Below are 18,948 nucleotides of genomic sequence, written 5' to 3'. Positions count from 1 at the left end.
GATTAAAAATTCAGGCAGGATAAGTTTCAGTAGGTCTAGATAATTGTCCAAAGCTTTGTTTTAAAAAACAAAAATCAGAATTCTATTTCAATTCACACACAACTTTTGAGAATGATCCAACTTCACTCATCTTGCCTCTTTTACAAGAATCCCAAGATTGCATAGAGGTAGTAACTGTGTTTACACATAAATTTAATTTTTCTATTGTTGCTGTTACATTGAAAGTTTCAACCGAACAAGGAGTGGGAAACGTATGGATTACCGTGCTGTTATTCATTATTGTCACCGGTGAACTGCCGTCCCCAAAATCCCAGGTTACACCGTAATTTTGTGCATTACCTATGCCTTCTAGGGTAAATAGCCACTTTCCATTTTTTGCGTCTAAAGGGGTTTTAGAAATTGAGATTGGGCAATCTAGATTAAGAGATAAATTGTCCATATCCATACAACTATTTCCACTAATAGGATTTAAAACCCCAACCAAATCAACTAACAGAAGAGGTACATAGGTGTTATAATTGGAATAATCTATATCTATAAAAACCTCATCACCAAGATATGCCCAGCCAGCACCTTGTATTCCCCACTCGATGTTTTGGCTTCCAGGCAATGAACCTCCAACAATTTCAACACTCGTAAAATCTGATACATTAGAAATGTAAAATGATGGTTGTGGATTGCTTCCAATAGGAGCAATAAAATTTGCTTTAAGTTTTATAGAAATTTGGCTATTCACCGCATCATGACTTAAGATTTCATGACTTATATAGGCTTGGAACCCACATTCAGACCCACTTTTTGTTTGATATCTCGGAGGATCATTTTTAATTGTAAGATTTTCTGCGCTAATAGTTTCAAAATCGAAGCGATTGTCCTGACAAATATCAATATTGCTGATTTTTTTATCATTTACAAAATAAGACATTTTCTCTTGAGCAAGAGGAGAACCGTCATATGTTTTTGCGAACTCGGAAAAACTTAGCATTGTACTATAATCTGAGCAATTATTATATGGTATACGGTGAATAACACATCCGTCATCCCATATATATAGGTATTCTCCAATTATCACCATCCCATCCTCGTTTAGGATAGTTTCTAATATAATATCACTAGTGTAATTCCATGAATCGAAATTTGGATCTTCTGGAATTAAACCGTTATCCATATCCTCATCTTTTTTGCGTAGAGAGTAAAATGAAAGATCTTCTTCCCAAGTATTTAATGTTTCCTCATCTTGAGTAATACTATATTCATTGTATAAATCGCGATGGGTATTTTGAATTTCATCTAAAGAGCCGAATTTCATAATTGGTTTTCCATCACAGGTAGGACCAGATGAAAATGAATTTTGATTATGAGGGTCTAACTGAATTTCAGAGTTCAGATTTTCAGGTTGGCAGCCAACCAATAAAATTGCTGCTAAGAGCCAGAAAAAAGTGATTTTTAATTTTTTCATGATAAATTGAATTTAGGTTAAACTTTGTTTCTATACCCTTATATACCTCTACAGTAAAAATGTTACCCCTAAAACATTTATCTTTTTGTATTTTCATTGTTAAGGAATTTAAAATGGTCTTAGTAGAAGAATATAATATTGGTTATTACTTTAATAGCACATTAAATTTTCAATTTACTATCTTCGCTAGTTGACTTATAAAAATTGAATAATATGAAGTATTTCAATAGCAGTTTATGGATTATGCTGCTTTTTTCCGTTGTGTCTTTTACGCTTTATGCACAAGATGTAAACCCAAACAATCAAAGTCTTTTCGATAATTTCACTTATAGGCAAGGAAATGAATATCGAACAGCTTCAGGAAAACCAGGGCCAAAATATTGGCAAAACTCAGCCGATTATCAACTTGAAGTTACTTTAGACGAGAAAAATCACGTTGTTACAGGGAATGTTGCTATTCAATACACCAACAATAGTCCTGAAGAACTAGATTTTATTTGGTTGTACCTAGAGCAAAACCGCTTCACAGAAACTTCTCGTGGTACTTTAACTTCCCCTCTTGAAGGTGGGCGTTATAGTGGGGACGTTGAAGGCGGCTATATACTTTCAAATTTTTCAGCTAAAACGAAAACAGGAACTTCTTCTAAATACCTGATTTCAGATACGAGAATGCAAGTTTTCTTAGATAAACCTTTAGCAGCTAATGGAGGAGAGGTTGAGATAAAAATGAATTTTGAATACAAGATTCCTGTTGAAGGAATGGACCGTATGGGTAGGTTTGAAGCTAAAGACGGAACAGTATATGCAATTGCACAATGGTATCCACGTGTAGCAGTTTTTGACGATGTTGTAGGTTGGAATACAGATCCGTATTTGGGAGCTGGAGAATTCTATTGTGAATACGGAGATTTTGATGTAAAGATTACCGCGGCTGCAGATCAAACAGTTGTTTGTTCAGGAATACTACAAAATCCAAATGAAGTACTTACAAAAACCCAACAAGAGCGTTTAGCAAAAGCTGAGAAAAGTGATAAAACAGTTTATATTATTAAACCAGATGAAGTTGGGAAATCTGGAGCTCAAGCTAAAAAGAAAGGCACGCTAACTTGGCATTTTAAAATGGAGAACACTCGCGATGTTGCATGGGCTTCCTCTAGAGCCTTTATTTGGGATGCAGCAAAAATGAATCTAGGAAATGGGAAATTTGGATTGGCACAGTCTGTTTATCCTAAAGAAAGCGATGGCGAACACGCTTGGGGCCGCTCTACCGAATATACTAAGGCTTCTGTAGAGTTTCACTCTAATACTTACTATCCTTATCCGTATCACAATGCGATTAACGTAGCAACTAGCGTAGGTGGAATGGAATATCCAGGAGTTAGTTTTTGTGGGTACCAAAGAGGAGGAGCATCACTTTGGGGTGTAACTGATCACGAATTTGGACACAACTGGTTCCCAATGATTGTTGGTAGTAACGAACGTCGTTTCCCGTGGATGGACGAAGGCTTAAATATTTTTATAAATCACTACAGTACAGCTGCCTTTAATAATGGAGAATATCCAACTAGAACAGACAAACCGCGTGACTTGGTTCAATACCTAACCTATGGAAATCGCGAAGGAATTGACACTTATCCAGATATTGCCAATGCACGAAACTTAGCATATACTGCGTATTACAAGCCAGCTGCTGGACTTTATATGCTTAGGGAATACATTTTGGGTGAAGAGCGATTCGACTATGCTTTTAAGAGTTATATCCGTCATTGGGCATATAAGCATCCGCAACCTAACGACTTTTTTAATCATATTGAAAATGCTGTAGGCGAGGATTTATCATGGTTTTGGAAAGGGTGGTTCTTCGGAAATGGAAATATAGATTTAGGAATTTTATCTGTAGAGCCTTACCAAGGTAATTATTTGATTACCGTTGAAAACAACGGTGATATGCCAATGCCAGTGGAGCTGTTGGTAACTTATAATGACGATACTAAAGAAACCATCAAGCTTCCTGTTGAAATTTGGCATCGAGGTAATGTTTGGAGTCACCTACTTAAAACAGATAAGCAGGTAAAACGCGTAGTGCAAGACCCTAACAAAATGATACCTGATATCAATATATTAAATGATACTTGGAATAAGTTATAATCCGTAAGAATCATAAAAAAAGCCTCTATTATTAGATGCTTTTTTTATTGTCTGTTCGAGCGCAGTCGAGAACAATTAGGTTTCGACTTTAGTTTATCCTGAGCGAAGCCGAAGGACTCAACCTGACACACTTAATTTTATTAAATTCAACATCCACCTAAAATTACTTTTGGATAATTGCTTACATCTATAGTTGCTTCGTTGCTTTTTGTAACTAATTCAATGGCTTCTTTTTTGCTAAATCCAATAATTAATAGAGAAGGCAAGAAAGGCAGTAAAATATTTTGCCACAAAACGGCTTTTTTGTGGTGTGTATTTCAAAACAGCTATAAATATGGCGAATTGACGAACGAATCATCTTGTAGTAGGTAAATCTCACGAAAAATATATCTTTGCCTCATCAATCTCCAAAGCCATAGCGACGGACTTAATTATTTTATATTATGAGCCTAGAAAAAGAGTTACAACAAAGAAGCGATAACAAATGTGAACTATGCGGAAGTGAAGAAAACCTTGGTGTTTTTGAGGTGCCTGATTCTCCAACGAGTGGAGCCGAAGCTTCAGTTTACATTTGTAATACGTGTAAGGAACAAATTGAAGATCCAGAAAAAGTAGATGCAAATCACTGGAGATGCTTAAACGATAGTATGTGGAGCACAGTGCCAGCGGTTCAAGTGATGGCGTGGCGTATGCTTAACAGATTAAGAGCTGAAGGTTGGCCTCAAGATTTGTTGGATATGATGTATATGGAAGATGATGTAAAGGAATGGGCAAAAGCTGGCGTAGCAGAAGCAAAAGCAGATGCGGTTATTCATCGCGATAGTAATGGTGTTGTATTAGAAGCAGGTGATTCTGTTGTGCTAATAAAAGACCTAAAAGTGAAAGGAAGTAGCATGGTTGCTAAACAAGGTACTACTGTGCGTAGAATTTCTCTTGATCGTGAAAACGAAAAATATATAGAAGGAAGAGTAGATGGTCAGCAGATTGTGATTATCACGGACTATGTAAAGAAAGTATAAAAATTCAGACCTGACAGGTCCTTGTTATTTATCCTGCAAGGTGTTGCCACAGGCCTCCTTGTAGGTATAAACAAAAGATCGTTTTCCTCCATTTTTACCAAAATTAAATAGCATTAGACTATCCTCGTAAACTCGTAGATCACTTTAATAGTGTGTATCTACCCATTTTGTGAGTTTAGACCTGACAGGTTTCTAAAACCTGTCAAGTCTTTTGATATGCTGCAGGCCATCTTGCCGGCATTAAATTACTCCTAATACTTATACCCAAGTTTTTTTATAAAATCTTTAAATCTGGCTTGGTTTCTATAGGCTTCAAACATAGGTTCATTTGGTAATTCAATTAGCCCAAGGTCCTTGTGAGTATGTGCTTTTTCCAACCAATAGTACATTTTATCTTCTTTTTCAAGCACTGCATAGGTAGCGGCAATTTGATAGCTCCAGGACTTTTCATGATCAGAAATTAATTTATTTAGTGCAGCCTCAGACTTTTCCTGATTGTCTAAAAAATAGTAAATCATAGCTTCTGTATGTAGTCTAAAACCTTCTAGAGGTTCTTTTTTTATCACTTCTAGGGCTAGACTGTATTTCTCCTGGTTCATTAGTATTAATGCATACAATGAATACGCAACGTCTTGGTCTGGATTAAGCCTAATGGATTCTTTAATATTTTTTTCGGCCTCTTTAAAATTTCTAGCCATATAATAAGTATTGGCCAAACTGTAATAGTTAGAAGCGTTTACAGGATCTATTATAATTACTCTTTTGTGAATTGCTATGGCTTCTTCTGTATTCCCTTGTAAAAGCGCTACTTCCGAAGCTCTGTGCAAAGCGGTTTCGTTATTGGGGTCCAATCGTAAAGCTTTTTGTGCAAGTTTTCCCGCTTTTCCAATATCATTTTCATACTCTAAGGAAAGTAAAGACATAAATGCATAGATTTCGGCATAGGTGCTGTCTGCTTTTATGGCTTTTTCGGCTACATCGTAGGTCAACTTTTTTCCTGTTTCATAATCAATAATTCCGTAGTTGTTTTGTGTATGATAAATATTACCTAATGTTATCAATGCTGCTGCGTAAGTAGAATCTATGGCTAAAGATTTTTTTAATAGCTTTTCAGATTTAAGCAAAGACTCGACATTGTAATTGTTTTGATAGATGTAACGTCCTTCCAAAAACAAAGCATACGCATCAGTATTTGATTCTGTTACACTTGGAATTATATTATCTAAAATTCGCAATTGAAGATTTTCTGCAACTGCTTCGGCTATTTCATTTTGAATTTTAAAAATGTTTTTGAGTTCCTTTTCCCAAGTCTGCGACCAAATATTATTATCGCCTTTAGTTTCAACAAGATTTACATTTACCCTTATCACACTGTCTTGTGTACGTACACTGCCTTCAAGTATGTATGAAACATTTAAGGTTCTTGCTATTTCCTGCAGGTCTATTTTTTTGTTTTTAAATGAAAAAGCCGAGGTGCGTGAAGTAACTTGAAGTTCGTTTATTTTAGCGAGTGAGTTTAACACTTCTTCTGCCAATCCATCCGCAAAATACTCTTGTTGTTGGTTTGGCGACATATCTGAAAACGGTAATACGGCAATCGATTTATCTGGTTTTGTTTCGAGTGCAATATTGTTTTCTTTATTTTCAGAACGCAGTCTAAATCGATCAACAAACAATAAGATTATTGCTATGGCCAAAAACGCGATAATAAAAGTGTTGAGTTTTTGCCCTGTTTTTTGTGTGATGGACTTTTCCTTCGGAACATTTTTAGTTTTTTTAATACCGTCTGTAGTGATTTCAAAAAACCAGGAGATACAAATCCAAACAGGAAGCAAAACGATTAGGATAATCAAAATCATTTTTCCAAACCAAATAGGAGCGTTAATTATAGGGCCAAGAATCGCGATGACCTGAAGCAAAACCCAAGAAAAAATTAAATAAGAAACGGTGCCTTTAAAGACATTCCTTCGTTTTAATTCGTTAAAAAAATCGTTGAGATTCATTTGGTTTATTTTTCAATTTTCGGAAATCCCATTTTATCAATAAATTTTTGCCATCTTTTATCGGAATGTAAACTTCTAAAACGTGGCTCAGACAACACTTCATTTAAGCCCACGTCGTGAACTTTATAAGCTTTGGTTAGCCATTTAAATGAATTTTCCTTATCGTTTCTAAAAGCGTAGCTTTCGGCAATTTGATAAGCCATGTCCTTAGTGTATTTAGAAATAAGCTCTTGCATATAGGCATCAGACTTTTCTATATCGCCGAGTTTAAAGTAGATGTCGGAATGTATCTGCAAACTCCAGCCTTCATCATCTTCTTTTTTAATGGCTTCCAATGCTGCAGCTAATTTGTTTTGTTGTAACAGAATTCGAGCGTGATAATAATGCAAAGCATAGCGATTTGATTGTAATTCAATACAAGTTTTTGCGGCCTCCACTGCCTTATCAAGTAGGTCTGCACAGTAGTATGCATTCATTAATTGATAATGTGTATCTGGATTAAGTGGGTCTAAACTTGCTGAGTATTCTTGAAGTCGAACAGCGCTTTCTACATTGCCTAAAGACAAAGCAAGAGTGGCGGTAAGACTAATAATTTCAGGGTTTGAACCATCTAATTTTAAGGCAATTTCATTCAGTTGTTTTGCCTTTACAAAATTCCAATCATAACTCAATTCATCATCTGCCAAATAAGCATAAGCGAGTGCGTTTTTCGGGTCTATTTCCAAAACTTTGTTGGTTGCTTCTTTGGCTAATGTATAGCCTTGTTCAAACCCTAATGTTCCATTGTTTCCTTGAGTTTCATAAACTCTTGAAAGCAGTAACCAAGCTGGTATATAATTGTTGTCTATATTTAGAGCTTGTTTCGCTAAATCTACTGCTTCAATTAGTTTTTGTTTATCGCTGGAAAAATGGGAGGCTTGTACGGCTTGTAAGTATAATTTGTAGGCTTCGGGATTGGTCTTCATCGACTTTGGAAGCGGTTTTGATTTTAATAAATTAAGTTCTAGTGCTTTTACAACTGCTGCAGATACTTCATCCTGGATTGCAAAAATATTGTCTAAATTTCTATCGTAAGTTTCCGACCATAAATGCTTGTCGTTTTTCGCATCGATAAGCTGTGCTGTAATGCGAAGAAGATTCCCCGATTTGCGCACACTGCCTTCTAATATGTAAGTTACATTTAGCTTTTGAGCAATCTCTGGAAGCTGTAAATCTGAATTTTTAAATGAAAATGTTGAGGTACGAGAAGTGACTTTTAATAGTTCAACTTGTGTTAAAAGATTAAGAAGTGCTTCAGTAAGGCCATCTGCGAAATACGAATTGTCATCTTTTTCAGAAAAGTCCTGAAATGGAAGTACAGCAATTGTTTTTGAATGAGATGCTAAGGATGGAATATCAAAATTATTTTCAGAAATCTTATCGGTTATTATAAATCTGTCGATAACCAAGACAGCTAAACAGATTACTAGAAAAGCGATGATGATTTTATTAAGTCGCTTCCCAGTTTTTTTGCGAATGGAAGCCGATTCTGAAACTTTGCTAGTGCGTTTTAAACCCGATGGAGTAAATTCATATATCCAAGAACCAACAAGATATAGAGGAAAACCTACCAAAAGTAAATAAAAAAGACTTTTAGAAATCCATAAGGGCATTTCCATAATATCACCCAATAGTACAGCTATACGTAAAAGTAACCAAGCCACTACTATATAAGAAATAGCACCTTTTATTACATTACGTCGCTTTAATTCATTCCAAAAACTGTTTTTTCGTTTCACAATTTAGTGGATCTCTTTAGAAATCTATTCCTAAAGATAACGAAATAATACTTTTTATCTTAAAATATATAGATTGGAAATATCAATAATATTAAAAGTAGCGTTTTGATTCTTACGGATTTATGTTTAAAATTATGATGGATTTAATAGGTGTTGTGTTCGTCTTTAGAGAAGTGTTTATAAATAATTAGACCTGACAGGTTTCAAAAACCTGTCAGGTCTAGAATACATTTTAATGTTTTATTATTTACTCATTTCAGTAAAATAATGGTAGAACTGGGGAATAGTTTCAATTCCTTTAAAATAATTCCAAACGCCAAAGTGCTCATTTGGAGAGTGGATAGCGTCGCTATCTAAGCCAAAGCCCATTAAAATTGTTTTACTCTTCAATTCTTTTTCAAACAAAGCAACAATTGGAATGCTTCCACCACTGCGTTGTGGAATTGGTGTTTTTCCAAATGTTTCTTCGTAAGCTTTTTCTGCAGCTCTATAGCCTAAACTATCTATTGGGGTAACATATGCTGTTCCACCGTGATGAGGTTTAACTTTTACGCGTACACCTTTTGGAGCGATACTTTCAAAATGGTTTTTGAAAAGTTCGGTGATTTTCTCCCAGTTTTGATCAGGTACTAAACGCATGCTTATTTTAGCAAAGGCTTTACTTGCAATCACAGTTTTTGCTCCTTCGCCTATATATCCACCCCAAATTCCATTTACATCCAATGTTGGGCGTATAGAATTTCTTTCATTAGTTGAATAGCCTTCTTCACCATAAACAGAATCGATGTCTAAAGCTTTTTCATAATCTTTTAGGTTGAAAGGTGCCTCTGCCATTTTCTCGCGTTCTTCCTTTGAAAGTTCTTCCACATCATCATAAAATCCTGGAATGGTAATGTGGTTGTTCTCGTCGTGAAGCGAGGCAATCATCTTAGCTAAGATGTTTATAGGATTTGCCACAGCTCCACCGTAAAGACCGCTATGAAGATCACGATTTGGCCCTGTAACTTCTACTTCAACATAACTCAAGCCACGAAGTCCGGTAGTAATAGAAGGTGTGTCCTTAGAAATCATCCCAGTGTCGCTAATTAGGATTACGTCGTTGGCAAGTTTTTCGCGGTTTCGGCTAATAAACCATCCTAAACTTTCACTTCCAACTTCTTCTTCACCTTCAATCATAAACTTAACATTGCACGGCAATTGGTTGGTTTGTGTCATATATTCCAACGCTTTTACGTGCATATACATCTGTCCTTTATCGTCACAACTTCCACGGGCAAATATTGCTCCTTCTGGGTGAAGCTCAGTTTCTTTTATAACTGGTTCAAATGGCGGACTTGTCCATAACTCCAACGGGTCTGGTGGTTGTACGTCATAATGACCATATACTAAAACAGTTGGTAAGTTTTTATCGATGATTTTTTCGCCATAAACAATCGGATATCCTGGAGTTTCGCAGATTTCAACTGAGTCACAGCCTGCTTTTTCAAGTTGTACTTTAACGGCTTCAGCTGTTTTTAGCACATCATTTTTGTAGGCAGGGTCTGCACTAATTGATGGTATTTTTAAAAGCTCGATTAATTCGTCTAAAAATCGATCTTTATTTTGTTCAATGTAGGATTTTGCGCTTTTCATTATTTTATTTTTGAAGAATTGCTAAAGTACAAAACACCACTGAAACAGCGTACTAAATAGGGGAAATGCTGTTTAGGTTTAACTAAGTTTTAGCAGAAATTAAAATTTTTAAAAATTTTTATTTCAAAAACCAAAATCTTGTTTATATTTGCACTCCTTTTACAAAGAATCCTAAGTTTTGTAAAAGATTATAATGCGGGCGTGGTGGAATTGGTAGACACGCCAGACTTAGGATCTGGTGCCGCGAGGTGTGGGAGTTCGAGTCTCCCCGCCCGCACGTAATGAAAAGCTGACTGTAAAAAGTCAGCTTTTTCTATTTATATAGTTAAGTGTTTTAGTTTAATTGTGCGAACTCAAAGAGTCAGTACATACAGCTTCTCTACGAAAGTAGGGAAGCTTTTTGTTTTAATCTACTTTGTACAAGAATGTTACGCTAATTATTGCAAAAGTAGAAGTGAGAGTTGTTACAGCATTTTATGGTTAAAGGCTACATAGTCTCAACAGGATATATTTTTGGTAATTTGTATTGACTAAAAGTAAAACCCATGCGAAAATTAGGAATATCTGCTTCTGCAAGCATATCTAGCAGTAATTTTCATCTTCTAAAAGCAATTCAGCGATTGCTGCAGGAAAAGGATGAAATGCAGGTTTTTGAAGGTTTACAAGATTTTGAGTTGTTTAGTCCTTCCAAATTAACAGCGGGCATTCCTAAAAATATTCTTGTATTGAAAGAAAAAATTGATACTGCTGAATTGATAATCATTGCTACTCCTGAATACACGCATAATATCCCTGCAGTATTAAAAAACCTAATCGAGTGGTGCACTGCTTCTGGGGAATTTGCACAAAAGAATGTTCTTCCCATAACATTTACACCCTATCAACCTAGAGGGGAACACGCAATGACATCATTATTGCAATCGCTACAAACAATGAAAGCTAAGATTGAAACTCAGCTCCCACTTTATAAGACAGACGTAGAAATTAAAGAAAATAAAATAGAGTTACCGCCAGAAGTTGTAGAACTTTTGAATGCTGCCATTGACTTGTATCGATAAATTGGGTTTACTTCAATTTCCACCTGTTACCCAAAATTGAACGGTTCTTCGGTGGGAACTATCGGCCTCAACTCGTGGTATTCTCCAACTATATGCGGTTTATGCCTTTGACCTTACCGTAATTGACGGACATGGCAAACAAAAAAAACCGTCCCATTTAGAAAAGTGAGACGGCTTTTAAGCTTTAAGAAATCTAATTTATTTCTATTATTTTTTTACAATTTTCAGGGTTTCAGTTAGTCCGCCTTCAAAAGTTGCTTTCACTAAATAGATACCTGATTTAAGAGTGCTTAAATCAATTTTTCCATTTGAAATTGTGCTTGAATTTAGGATCATTTGCCCCATTACGTTATAAACCTCAATCGACTCTACAGTTTTCTGTGATTGAATAGTTAACACGTCGTTTACTGGATTTGGGTAAAAATCAAAGTCAACTGATGTGAAATCAGAAACGCCTAAGGTTTCACATTCTCCTGCTACGAAAAATATAGATTCTGCTTCTAATGGCATCCAAGTAGCACCTCCATCTTCAGACAACATGGTAATTGCACCATCTGTTCCGTTTTCTGTAGCTGCCCACCACACAGTAGAAGGTTGTGGAGTAGTGATTTTTGGTTCTAACCAATAAACTCCTTCCGTAAAAAGAACAGTTTCAGTCAGGTCAAATACAACGTGATACACTGGCTCGTCGTATAATGCTGCGTAAGCTATAGCAGATGTTACATCAGCCTCAATCACCTCAATTACCTCACCTGGTATTCCATTATTATTTGCTCTAATATTGAAAACACCGTGATCTGGAACCTGAACTTGATTTGTACTAAGTGAGATTTGTTGAAGTGCAAAAGTAGTATTAGCTTCAACTGTAAAATCATTAGCTACAAATGTATTTGGGTTAAGTGGATCTAAATTAAATGCAGCATCAAGGCTTGGAGCAATCCCCATACCTTGGAAGCAATCAAAATCTGGTTCAGGAACAACCACATCTCCCATACAATTTACCTTTATACTTACAGTAGTCGGTCCACTTGTTTCATACAAATCGGCAATAATATAATAAGTAGTACCTTCAACTAATTCTATATATTCCGAGTGCTCTCCAGTCCAATAAAAACCAGTGATATTTCCGGCCATATTTCCACAGGCATTCATAATCATAAAATCTGCATCGCCTGCTCCTTGATCTAAATCCATTATGTGAAGACCCGAGGCAGTAGCGGTAAATTCAAATACTTGTTCCGATCCAGTATAGTTATAAGGAACATTTGAATAATTTGTCCAATATCCCGCATTTGGAACTAAATCTGCCGTATATACGGTATCGCATTCTATCACGATTTTCTCATCGCAAGGTGTATCGTTAAGGGGGTTGCCTTGGTTGTTTACATTACTTGCATGTAAAGTCACTCCTGAAAAAAGTGAAATCATCAGAAGACTTAAAAGTCTTTTAGTGGGTAATTTTTTAAACATTGTAAAATTAAGTTTTTTGTTAACAGGGCGTAAACTTAAAGAAAAATTGCCGTTTTGCAATTGTATATAAAAATATTTCAGAAAGAGTTTTTTCTGTATCATTGACACCTACTAATGTATTACTGATTCCATGAAATATCAGCCATTTTGAACGGGAAATTAGTAGGTAAGGTATCCGCTAGATTTGGGCTGTTTTTGAATATGTAATTTGAAATCAAACCTTTACGTTCTAAAAAAAAGGGTAGGCTTTTTTAAAAGTCTACCCTTGTATTTACACTTACACACTTTGAGTGATAGTGTCTAATTTAAATTGAACCTATTTTACTTTCCAAATAGAACCGTTTTTAGTCGATAGTTTTTCTAAAGAACCTTTGGTTGTAAGTTCGTTCAGTACGTTTTCACTTTCCTCTCGAGGCGTACCTGAAAGTTCAGAAAACTCCTTAGCTGTAAGAGTAGGGTAGATAGCAAAAAGTGATTCCCAATTTTTACTGTATTCGCTTTTTAAAATATTTGGATTCGTTTTTAAGATTGCCATTTCATAAAAAGCATACGGTCTAGCGCCGTAAACGGTTTCTTTATTCCCTTCGTTGTCAACTACGAAAATAGTAGGGAACCCTCTTACACCGTATTCTCTTGCAGTTATTAAATCGTCTTGAAATAATGTTTTTGCTTTTCCTTCAAAATCCGATTTTAACTGCTCAACATCAAGACCAACATTTTTGGCAGCAGTTGCTAAATGTTCCCATTTCGCAATATTCTTCTTCTGTAAGAAAACCATTTCACGAATTTCGCGCATAAATAAATTGGCTTTCTCTTTATCTTGCATTTGTGCTGCCTTATAGGCAATAGAAGGAGGATATGACGAGTCTAAGGGATCTTCTAACCATAAATCTCCGTCAATTGGCATGTCGTAATAGATACTTACCTCGTCCCAATGTGAAGCAACATCTGATGGTTTTCCTATACCTCCGCTATTGTAACTCCAATCTGGTAAAAGACCACCCATTCTGTATTCAACTTCAATGTGGTCTCCATACTCTAATTTCAGTTTTCTCAACTGAGGTTCAATTCCCCAACAAGAAGAACAAATTGGGTCTGTAAAGTAAACTAGCTTAACTGATTTTTCAGATGATTGAGCTTTTTCTACTGTGGAATCTTGCACATCCTCGCTTGGCATTTCGCACATTCCTGTTTCTGGATCGCAAAGCAGTGGATTGTTTTTTAATTTATCGTTATTCATAATATTGTTTTAAATTGTTATCTATTTACTTGAATACATTTATCATAGTTCTACCTAGTTCAGGTTTAAGCTATTATGTTTTCAAGTATGAATACAAATATACTGAAAATTAAGTGTATATTTGATATGCGTTTCCTTTTGGGAAGTGCTTTCCTGTAGGAAACTACCTTAGTGCATTTAAGTTGTAATTGTGAAATATTTATATTGAAATGAAAAAGAAAGCAAAAATAAACGACACCCCTGTATGTCAGGTTAGGATGCAAGCTATCAGTGATACGATGAGTATTTTATCTGGGAAATGGAAGTTTCACATCCTAGGAACGCTAATAGAGGGTAACAAACTTGGGTTTATGGATTTGATGAGGGAAATTGATGGGATAGGATCTAAAATGCTTTCCAAAGAACTTCAGGATCTTGAATTGAATCATTTAGTTAGTCGAACAGTTTTAGATACAAAGCCTATAACCGTTGAATATGCTATAACAGAATATGGTGCGACACTTTCGCCACTTATTAACGAATTGGCAAAATGGGGTATTGAATATAGGCAATCTGTGCACGGATAATAAAATCAACTCAAAGTTTTTTTAGCAAATACTGAAATTATAATTCCAGGTATGGAAAGTGCAATTGCAAGATAAACCAAACTCATTGGAGTGTAAATTCCCAATAGTAGGCCGGCAGCAGATGACGCAATCATAATTGATAAGTTGAAAACCGATGATTGAACCGATGTAGCTACATCTTTAGCAGTTTCTACTTGCCTGCTTACCGCGGCTTGTAATAGCGTCACTAACGGACCAAAGGAAACTCCCCATAAAAAGAAAGCGAAATGTCCCATACCTGTTGTGCCTCCAAACATTAGGAAAATAACCATTGAAAAAATAATCAATGCAAACATCGCTATAGTTAGTAGTCTTAAATATTTATCGGTGTATTTTATAGCTATCAAGACTGAAATTAACGAACCAATTCCAAAAAATAACAGCGCCATTTCCACACCACCTGCTAGCTGAATTTCATCCACAAGACTTGTGATATACACATAAACGCCATAGTGTGCTACTACTCCCAGTAATGTAAGTAAAAGTATAATTAACACTTCAGGTATTTTTAGTAATGCAAATGGCGAGGAGCTTTTAGAGAGTTTTTCGCCTGGGGTTGAGGGCAAAGCAAAAAAGCTAATTACGGCAATAGCAAGGATAAATGCACCAAGACCTATAAATTCTGTTCTCCAGCCGTAGTCATTCCCAATAGTTGTCATTATTGGCATTCCCACGCTAATCCCCAAGGTTGTTCCTGCCATAATTACTGCAATTGCTTTACCGTGATGCTTTTCATCTACCAACCTCATTCCATAAGCAGCAATCATTGGCCACATGACTCCCGCACAAATACCTCCAATAACTCTTAAAATAATGATGGTGGTATAGTCGTAAACAAGTCCTGAGATAATATTGGAAATAGCAAAACCTCCTAATAAAAGGAGTAATAAATATTTCCTGTTGAATTGCATCGTCAAGGAAATAAGTGGAATTGCAAAAATAGCCGAAGCAATGGCGTAATACCCAACTAAATTCCCCGTCTGAACTTCGTTGATGTTTAAATCGTCCATCATAAGAGGTAAAACCCCAGAAGGCATTAATTCAGAGAGAATTCCCACAAAGGTTACAGACGACATTAAAATCATTATCAACCACGGAAAAACACTTTTAGTTTTTTCCGCAATGTTTTGTTTGCTCATAGTTTTGTTTTTAACTGTGTGAAATACACAAATAATTTAATAGAATGAGTTGGGCTAATACTCTGTTTCTCGTCCTACCAATTTCCAGCCTGCTCGAGTTACTTCGAGTTCCATAGTAAGACCTGTAACCAAGTTTTCCAATAAGTTTTCTTGTTCGCCAATAGTTGCCACTTCTATTTGAATAACTATTTCTTCTGGATTAGCTTCTAGCGTATTCCTATTAATTGAACGCACCAGTAACTGATCATTAGCTTCAATATGGCTTAATAGCCAAAACCGAACGTTTGATTCCATATTTAAAAGACATTGGATAGAAACTTGGTAGTAAGTTTCTTTTACTTTAGTCTTCCTATATGCTGAAAGCTTTGATAAACGAACACTTATCGGTCTTAAGACTAGGTGAGATAAAACCACGGCGATGGTAGTAATCAAGGCTTCAAGCAAAAAGCCCATCCCTGCTAATGTTCCCACTGCTGCGGAACACCATATGGTGGCTGCGGTATTAAGTCCTCTAACGTTAAACCCATCTTTCATTATAACCCCAGCCCCAATAAAACCAATACCCGTAACAATTTGCGCCGTTACCCTGCCAGGATCTCCACCCGCTAAACTATAAAGGTCTATAGATAGTAATACGTAAGAAGCAGCGCCAATCGCCACTAAGGTATTGGTTCGTAATCCTGCGTTTTTTTGTTGCCACTGTCTTTCAAAACCAATAATTCCGCCTAATATAAAAGCAGTGCCTATGCGAAAAATGTATTCTGATAACTCTACAAATCCATCCATAAAATCTTTGAAAAATTAGTGGTTTGAAATTATTATGCTTTTCCTAAAAGAAGTGTACAAGATAAGTTTAAAGATTCAAAGGCACGTCGTATTCTACCTCTTTGCGTCGGAATAAAAACTCACCATTTCTAACTGACGCCAATACATCTACTCTTTTTCTTATCGCTTCATAAACTGTAGATTCGTTAAGCACGATAAAATTGGCTGCTTTCCCTACTTCTAATCCATAACTATCTTGAATATTCATACAACGGGCACCATTGTAGGTAATCAAGTCAAAACTTGTTTTTATCTCTTCTGGCGACATGGTTTGTGCTAAATGGATTCCGTTATCTAGAATGTTCATCATATTTCCGTTCCCCATTGGATACCACGGATCGTTTATGGAATCTTGTGCAAAGGCAACATTAATTCCTAATTCTATAAATTCTTTTACTCTAGTTAATCCACGACGTTTTGGGTAGCTGTCCTGTCGACCCTGAAGATAAGCGTTTTCGGTAGGACAAGCGATAAAGTTCAACTTACTCTTTTGGAAAAGGTCCATCATTCTAAAAGCATAGGAGTTATCTGCCGAACCAAAGGAACAGGTGTGACTCGCGGTTGTTCTTGTACCATAGTCTTCCATAAGAACAAGTGCATTCAGTAATTCCACAAAACGCGAATGGGTGTCATCTGTTTCATCGCAGTGAACATCAATCATCTTATCGTATTTCAATCCGAGATTAACAATATCGTGAACAGATTTTTCTCCAAACTCCCTAGCTGGTTCGTAATGTGGGATTCCTCCAACTACATCAGCCCCCATTTTCAAGGCTTCTTCTACGAGTTCTAATCCACCTTTATAAGTATACATTCCTTGCTGCGGAAAAGCCACAATTTGAATATCAACCGTGTCTTTTAAATCCTCTTTCATTTCCAGCATCGCTTTTAAGGCCGTGAAATTTGGGTCGGTAACGTCTATATGCGTACGTATGTGCTGCACACCTTGGGAAACCTCATCGTGAATTCCTTTCATCGCAAGTTTTTTCACACTTTCAACAGTCAAGGTTTCTTTAAACTTTGGCCACAACTCAATCGCTTCAAATAAGGTTCCTGAGCCAGCGCCTTCTTGTCCTAGTTCCGATAATGTATAAACGTAGTCCAAATGTAAATGAGGGTCTACATAAGGAGGTAAAACAAGCTTCCCGCCTAAATCAATTTCTTCATCACATTTAGGTAAATTTTTCCCGATTTGGGTGATCTTACCATTTTCTACAATCATTTCCGTGGCTTCATCATTGCGATAGATTTTCGCATTAAAAAACTTCTTCTTCATTATACATTTATTTAAAAGTTAATACTATTAAGTAATGCCCAAAATTTAAAAATCGCCTATATAATTGGCGTTAGGACAAGTTTACAATCTAAACCTTAAAGGTGAAATTTGCAATGATAAATGTCATACAATATATTGGTTATAAGTGAATTGTTATTGTGTGAAATGACATTTTCAGAAGAGTTGAAAATATAATTAGATAAAAAAACCTAGTGTTATAAACTGCTAACACTAGGTTCATTTTTAAAAGAAAATTCAAAATTTATGATACCTCTTCCGAAGTAGCAAACTCTTCCATTTTCGTAATTAAATTGTTTTCAACGGTATAAATTTGAACCCATTTCTGCTTAAGTTCTCTTCCAGAACGCTTAACCCTTTGGTGTTCCTGTCCCAATACCACTACCATATTGTCTTCAACAATATATTGCTGAGGTTCAAAATTGATTATCTCAGTCCTTTCCATGATATTAGTGAAAAAGGTTCTAACACCTTCCTTTTTTTCAAAGGTACCGGCGGGAATTATTTGGGTTCCGTGATAAACCCAAACGGTGTCCTCGGAAACCGTGCCTACAAATTTTTCTACATCACCTTCACTAAAGGCTTCAAACATTTTTTCGACTACGTCTTTTGGTGAATTTTTCATAATTATTGTTTTGCAAATTGCAAGTGAACAACAATGGTTACGTCTTTTCCAACACCTGCAGCAGCTGGATCAAAATTGATGTTGTAGTCAAATCTATTAATGGTGGTTTTGGCTTTCATACCTAATTTTTCACCTTTATCACTCTTAACAGATCCTCCATAATGCACGTCAAAAATCACATCTTTAGTAACGTCTTTAATGGTTAATTTACCATACAACAAATATTTGTCTGGCTTTCCAGTAGCTAAAATTTTAGTGCTTTTAAAAGTCATATTAGGGTATTTCTCTACCTCAAAAAAATCAGCACTTCTCAAATGATTGTCTCTATCTTTTACATTGGTGTTTATACTGTTTACTTTTACAGTAAAATCGAAGTTTGCATTATTTAAAGCTTCTCCTTCCGTGGTTAAGTTTCCTGTGTATTCTAAAAAGCTGCCGTTTACAATACTAATTCCTGAATGGGAAATATTAAAGTTTAACGAGGAGTGATAAGGATCTACCTTCCATTGTGTTTGTGCAAATGAAGTTATTGTAAAAAATACAATTGCAACTAATGACATAATTTTTTTCATAGTATCTAAATTTTAAAAGTTATTAAATGTTAGTGAAATATTTAAAGTTAACATAAATGCCATAAATAATCGAATTTCGAC

General features: G+C 35.8%; 16 protein-coding genes and 1 tRNA gene. 5 read left to right on the top strand and 12 right to left on the bottom strand.

Going from position 1 to position 18,948, the window contains the following annotated elements; translation table 11 throughout:
• Positions 1-82: 82 nt before the first annotated feature.
• Positions 83-1,459 carry a PKD domain-containing protein gene (locus H4O20_RS14485; protein ID WP_185099748.1) on the bottom strand — a complete coding sequence of 459 codons (1,377 nt, stop codon included), beginning with the start codon at positions 1,457-1,459 and terminating at the stop codon, positions 83-85.
• A gap of 213 nt (positions 1,460-1,672) precedes the next feature.
• Between H4O20_RS14485 and H4O20_RS14480 the strand changes: the two genes are divergently transcribed.
• Entirely contained in the window at positions 1,673-3,607 is a 1,935-nt protein-coding gene (locus H4O20_RS14480) for a M1 family metallopeptidase (protein ID WP_185099747.1), read from the top strand.
• Between the two features lie 146 nt (positions 3,608-3,753).
• Here the strand turns inward: H4O20_RS14480 and H4O20_RS14475 are convergent, their stop codons facing one another.
• Complete coding sequence (locus H4O20_RS14475; protein WP_185099746.1) at positions 3,754-3,900, bottom strand: hypothetical protein; 147 nt, start codon at positions 3,898-3,900, stop codon at positions 3,754-3,756.
• Between the two features lie 150 nt (positions 3,901-4,050).
• Here H4O20_RS14475 and H4O20_RS14470 point away from each other — a divergent pair, with 150 nt between their 5' ends.
• Positions 4,051-4,626 carry an alkylphosphonate utilization protein gene (locus H4O20_RS14470; protein WP_139856737.1) on the top strand — a complete coding sequence of 192 codons (576 nt, stop codon included), beginning with the start codon at positions 4,051-4,053 and terminating at the stop codon, positions 4,624-4,626.
• 251 nt (positions 4,627-4,877) lie between these two features.
• Here H4O20_RS14470 and H4O20_RS14465 read toward each other — a convergent pair whose 3' ends face one another.
• From H4O20_RS14465 to H4O20_RS14455, 3 genes are all read right to left on the bottom strand, one after another.
• A complete protein-coding gene (locus H4O20_RS14465) occupies positions 4,878-6,629 on the bottom strand; it encodes a tetratricopeptide repeat protein (RefSeq protein ID WP_139856736.1) in 1,752 nt (583 codons plus the stop codon).
• 5 nt (positions 6,630-6,634) lie between these two features.
• Entirely contained in the window at positions 6,635-8,407 is a 1,773-nt protein-coding gene (locus H4O20_RS14460) for a hypothetical protein (RefSeq protein ID WP_185099745.1), read from the bottom strand.
• A 243-nt stretch (positions 8,408-8,650) separates the two neighbouring features.
• Positions 8,651-10,039 carry a dipeptidase gene (locus tag H4O20_RS14455; RefSeq protein ID WP_185099744.1) on the bottom strand — a complete coding sequence of 463 codons (1,389 nt, stop codon included), beginning with the start codon at positions 10,037-10,039 and terminating at the stop codon, positions 8,651-8,653.
• 195 nt (positions 10,040-10,234) lie between these two features.
• Here H4O20_RS14455 and H4O20_RS14450 point away from each other — a divergent pair.
• Positions 10,235-10,316, top strand: a tRNA-Leu gene (locus H4O20_RS14450).
• A 268-nt stretch (positions 10,317-10,584) separates the two neighbouring features.
• A complete protein-coding gene (locus H4O20_RS14445; protein WP_185099743.1) occupies positions 10,585-11,097 on the top strand; it encodes an NADPH-dependent FMN reductase in 513 nt (170 codons plus the stop codon).
• A 207-nt stretch (positions 11,098-11,304) separates the two neighbouring features.
• Here the strand turns inward: H4O20_RS14445 and H4O20_RS14440 are convergent, their stop codons facing one another.
• The gene (locus H4O20_RS14440; protein WP_185099742.1) at positions 11,305-12,567 is read right to left on the bottom strand and encodes a T9SS type A sorting domain-containing protein; all 1,263 of its coding nucleotides are present in this window, start codon (positions 12,565-12,567) and stop codon (positions 11,305-11,307) included.
• 316 nt (positions 12,568-12,883) lie between these two features.
• On the bottom strand, positions 12,884-13,807 hold the full coding sequence (locus H4O20_RS14435) for a ClpXP adapter SpxH family protein (protein WP_185099741.1): 924 nt from the start codon (positions 13,805-13,807) through the stop codon (positions 12,884-12,886).
• Between the two features lie 209 nt (positions 13,808-14,016).
• Between H4O20_RS14435 and H4O20_RS14430 the strand changes: the two genes are divergently transcribed.
• The gene (locus H4O20_RS14430; protein ID WP_139855883.1) at positions 14,017-14,373 is read left to right on the top strand and encodes a helix-turn-helix domain-containing protein; all 357 of its coding nucleotides are present in this window, start codon (positions 14,017-14,019) and stop codon (positions 14,371-14,373) included.
• A gap of 5 nt (positions 14,374-14,378) precedes the next feature.
• Here the strand turns inward: H4O20_RS14430 and H4O20_RS14425 are convergent, their stop codons facing one another.
• From H4O20_RS14425 to H4O20_RS14405, 5 genes are all read right to left on the bottom strand, one after another.
• On the bottom strand, positions 14,379-15,551 hold the full coding sequence (locus H4O20_RS14425; RefSeq protein ID WP_185099740.1) for an MFS transporter: 1,173 nt from the start codon (positions 15,549-15,551) through the stop codon (positions 14,379-14,381).
• 54 nt (positions 15,552-15,605) lie between these two features.
• The gene (locus tag H4O20_RS14420) at positions 15,606-16,337 is read right to left on the bottom strand and encodes an MgtC/SapB family protein (RefSeq protein ID WP_139855885.1); all 732 of its coding nucleotides are present in this window, start codon (positions 16,335-16,337) and stop codon (positions 15,606-15,608) included.
• Positions 16,338-16,404: 67 nt separating this feature from the next.
• Positions 16,405-17,652 (bottom strand): amidohydrolase family protein, encoded by a 1,248-nt coding sequence (locus H4O20_RS14415; RefSeq protein ID WP_185099739.1) that lies wholly within the window; start codon positions 17,650-17,652, stop codon positions 16,405-16,407.
• A gap of 262 nt (positions 17,653-17,914) precedes the next feature.
• Complete coding sequence (locus H4O20_RS14410) at positions 17,915-18,295, bottom strand: nuclear transport factor 2 family protein (RefSeq protein ID WP_139855887.1); 381 nt, start codon at positions 18,293-18,295, stop codon at positions 17,915-17,917.
• Between the two features lie 2 nt (positions 18,296-18,297).
• Positions 18,298-18,867 carry a YceI family protein gene (locus tag H4O20_RS14405; RefSeq protein ID WP_139855888.1) on the bottom strand — a complete coding sequence of 190 codons (570 nt, stop codon included), beginning with the start codon at positions 18,865-18,867 and terminating at the stop codon, positions 18,298-18,300.
• Positions 18,868-18,948 lie beyond the last annotated feature (81 nt).

Source organism: Aequorivita sp. 609 (assembly GCF_014212065.1).
In the GTDB taxonomy this organism is placed as follows: Bacteria; Bacteroidota; Bacteroidia; order Flavobacteriales; family Flavobacteriaceae; genus Aequorivita; species Aequorivita sinensis.
Note: the sequence above shows the minus strand (reverse complement) of the source record. Positions and strands in the feature narration are given on the sequence as shown.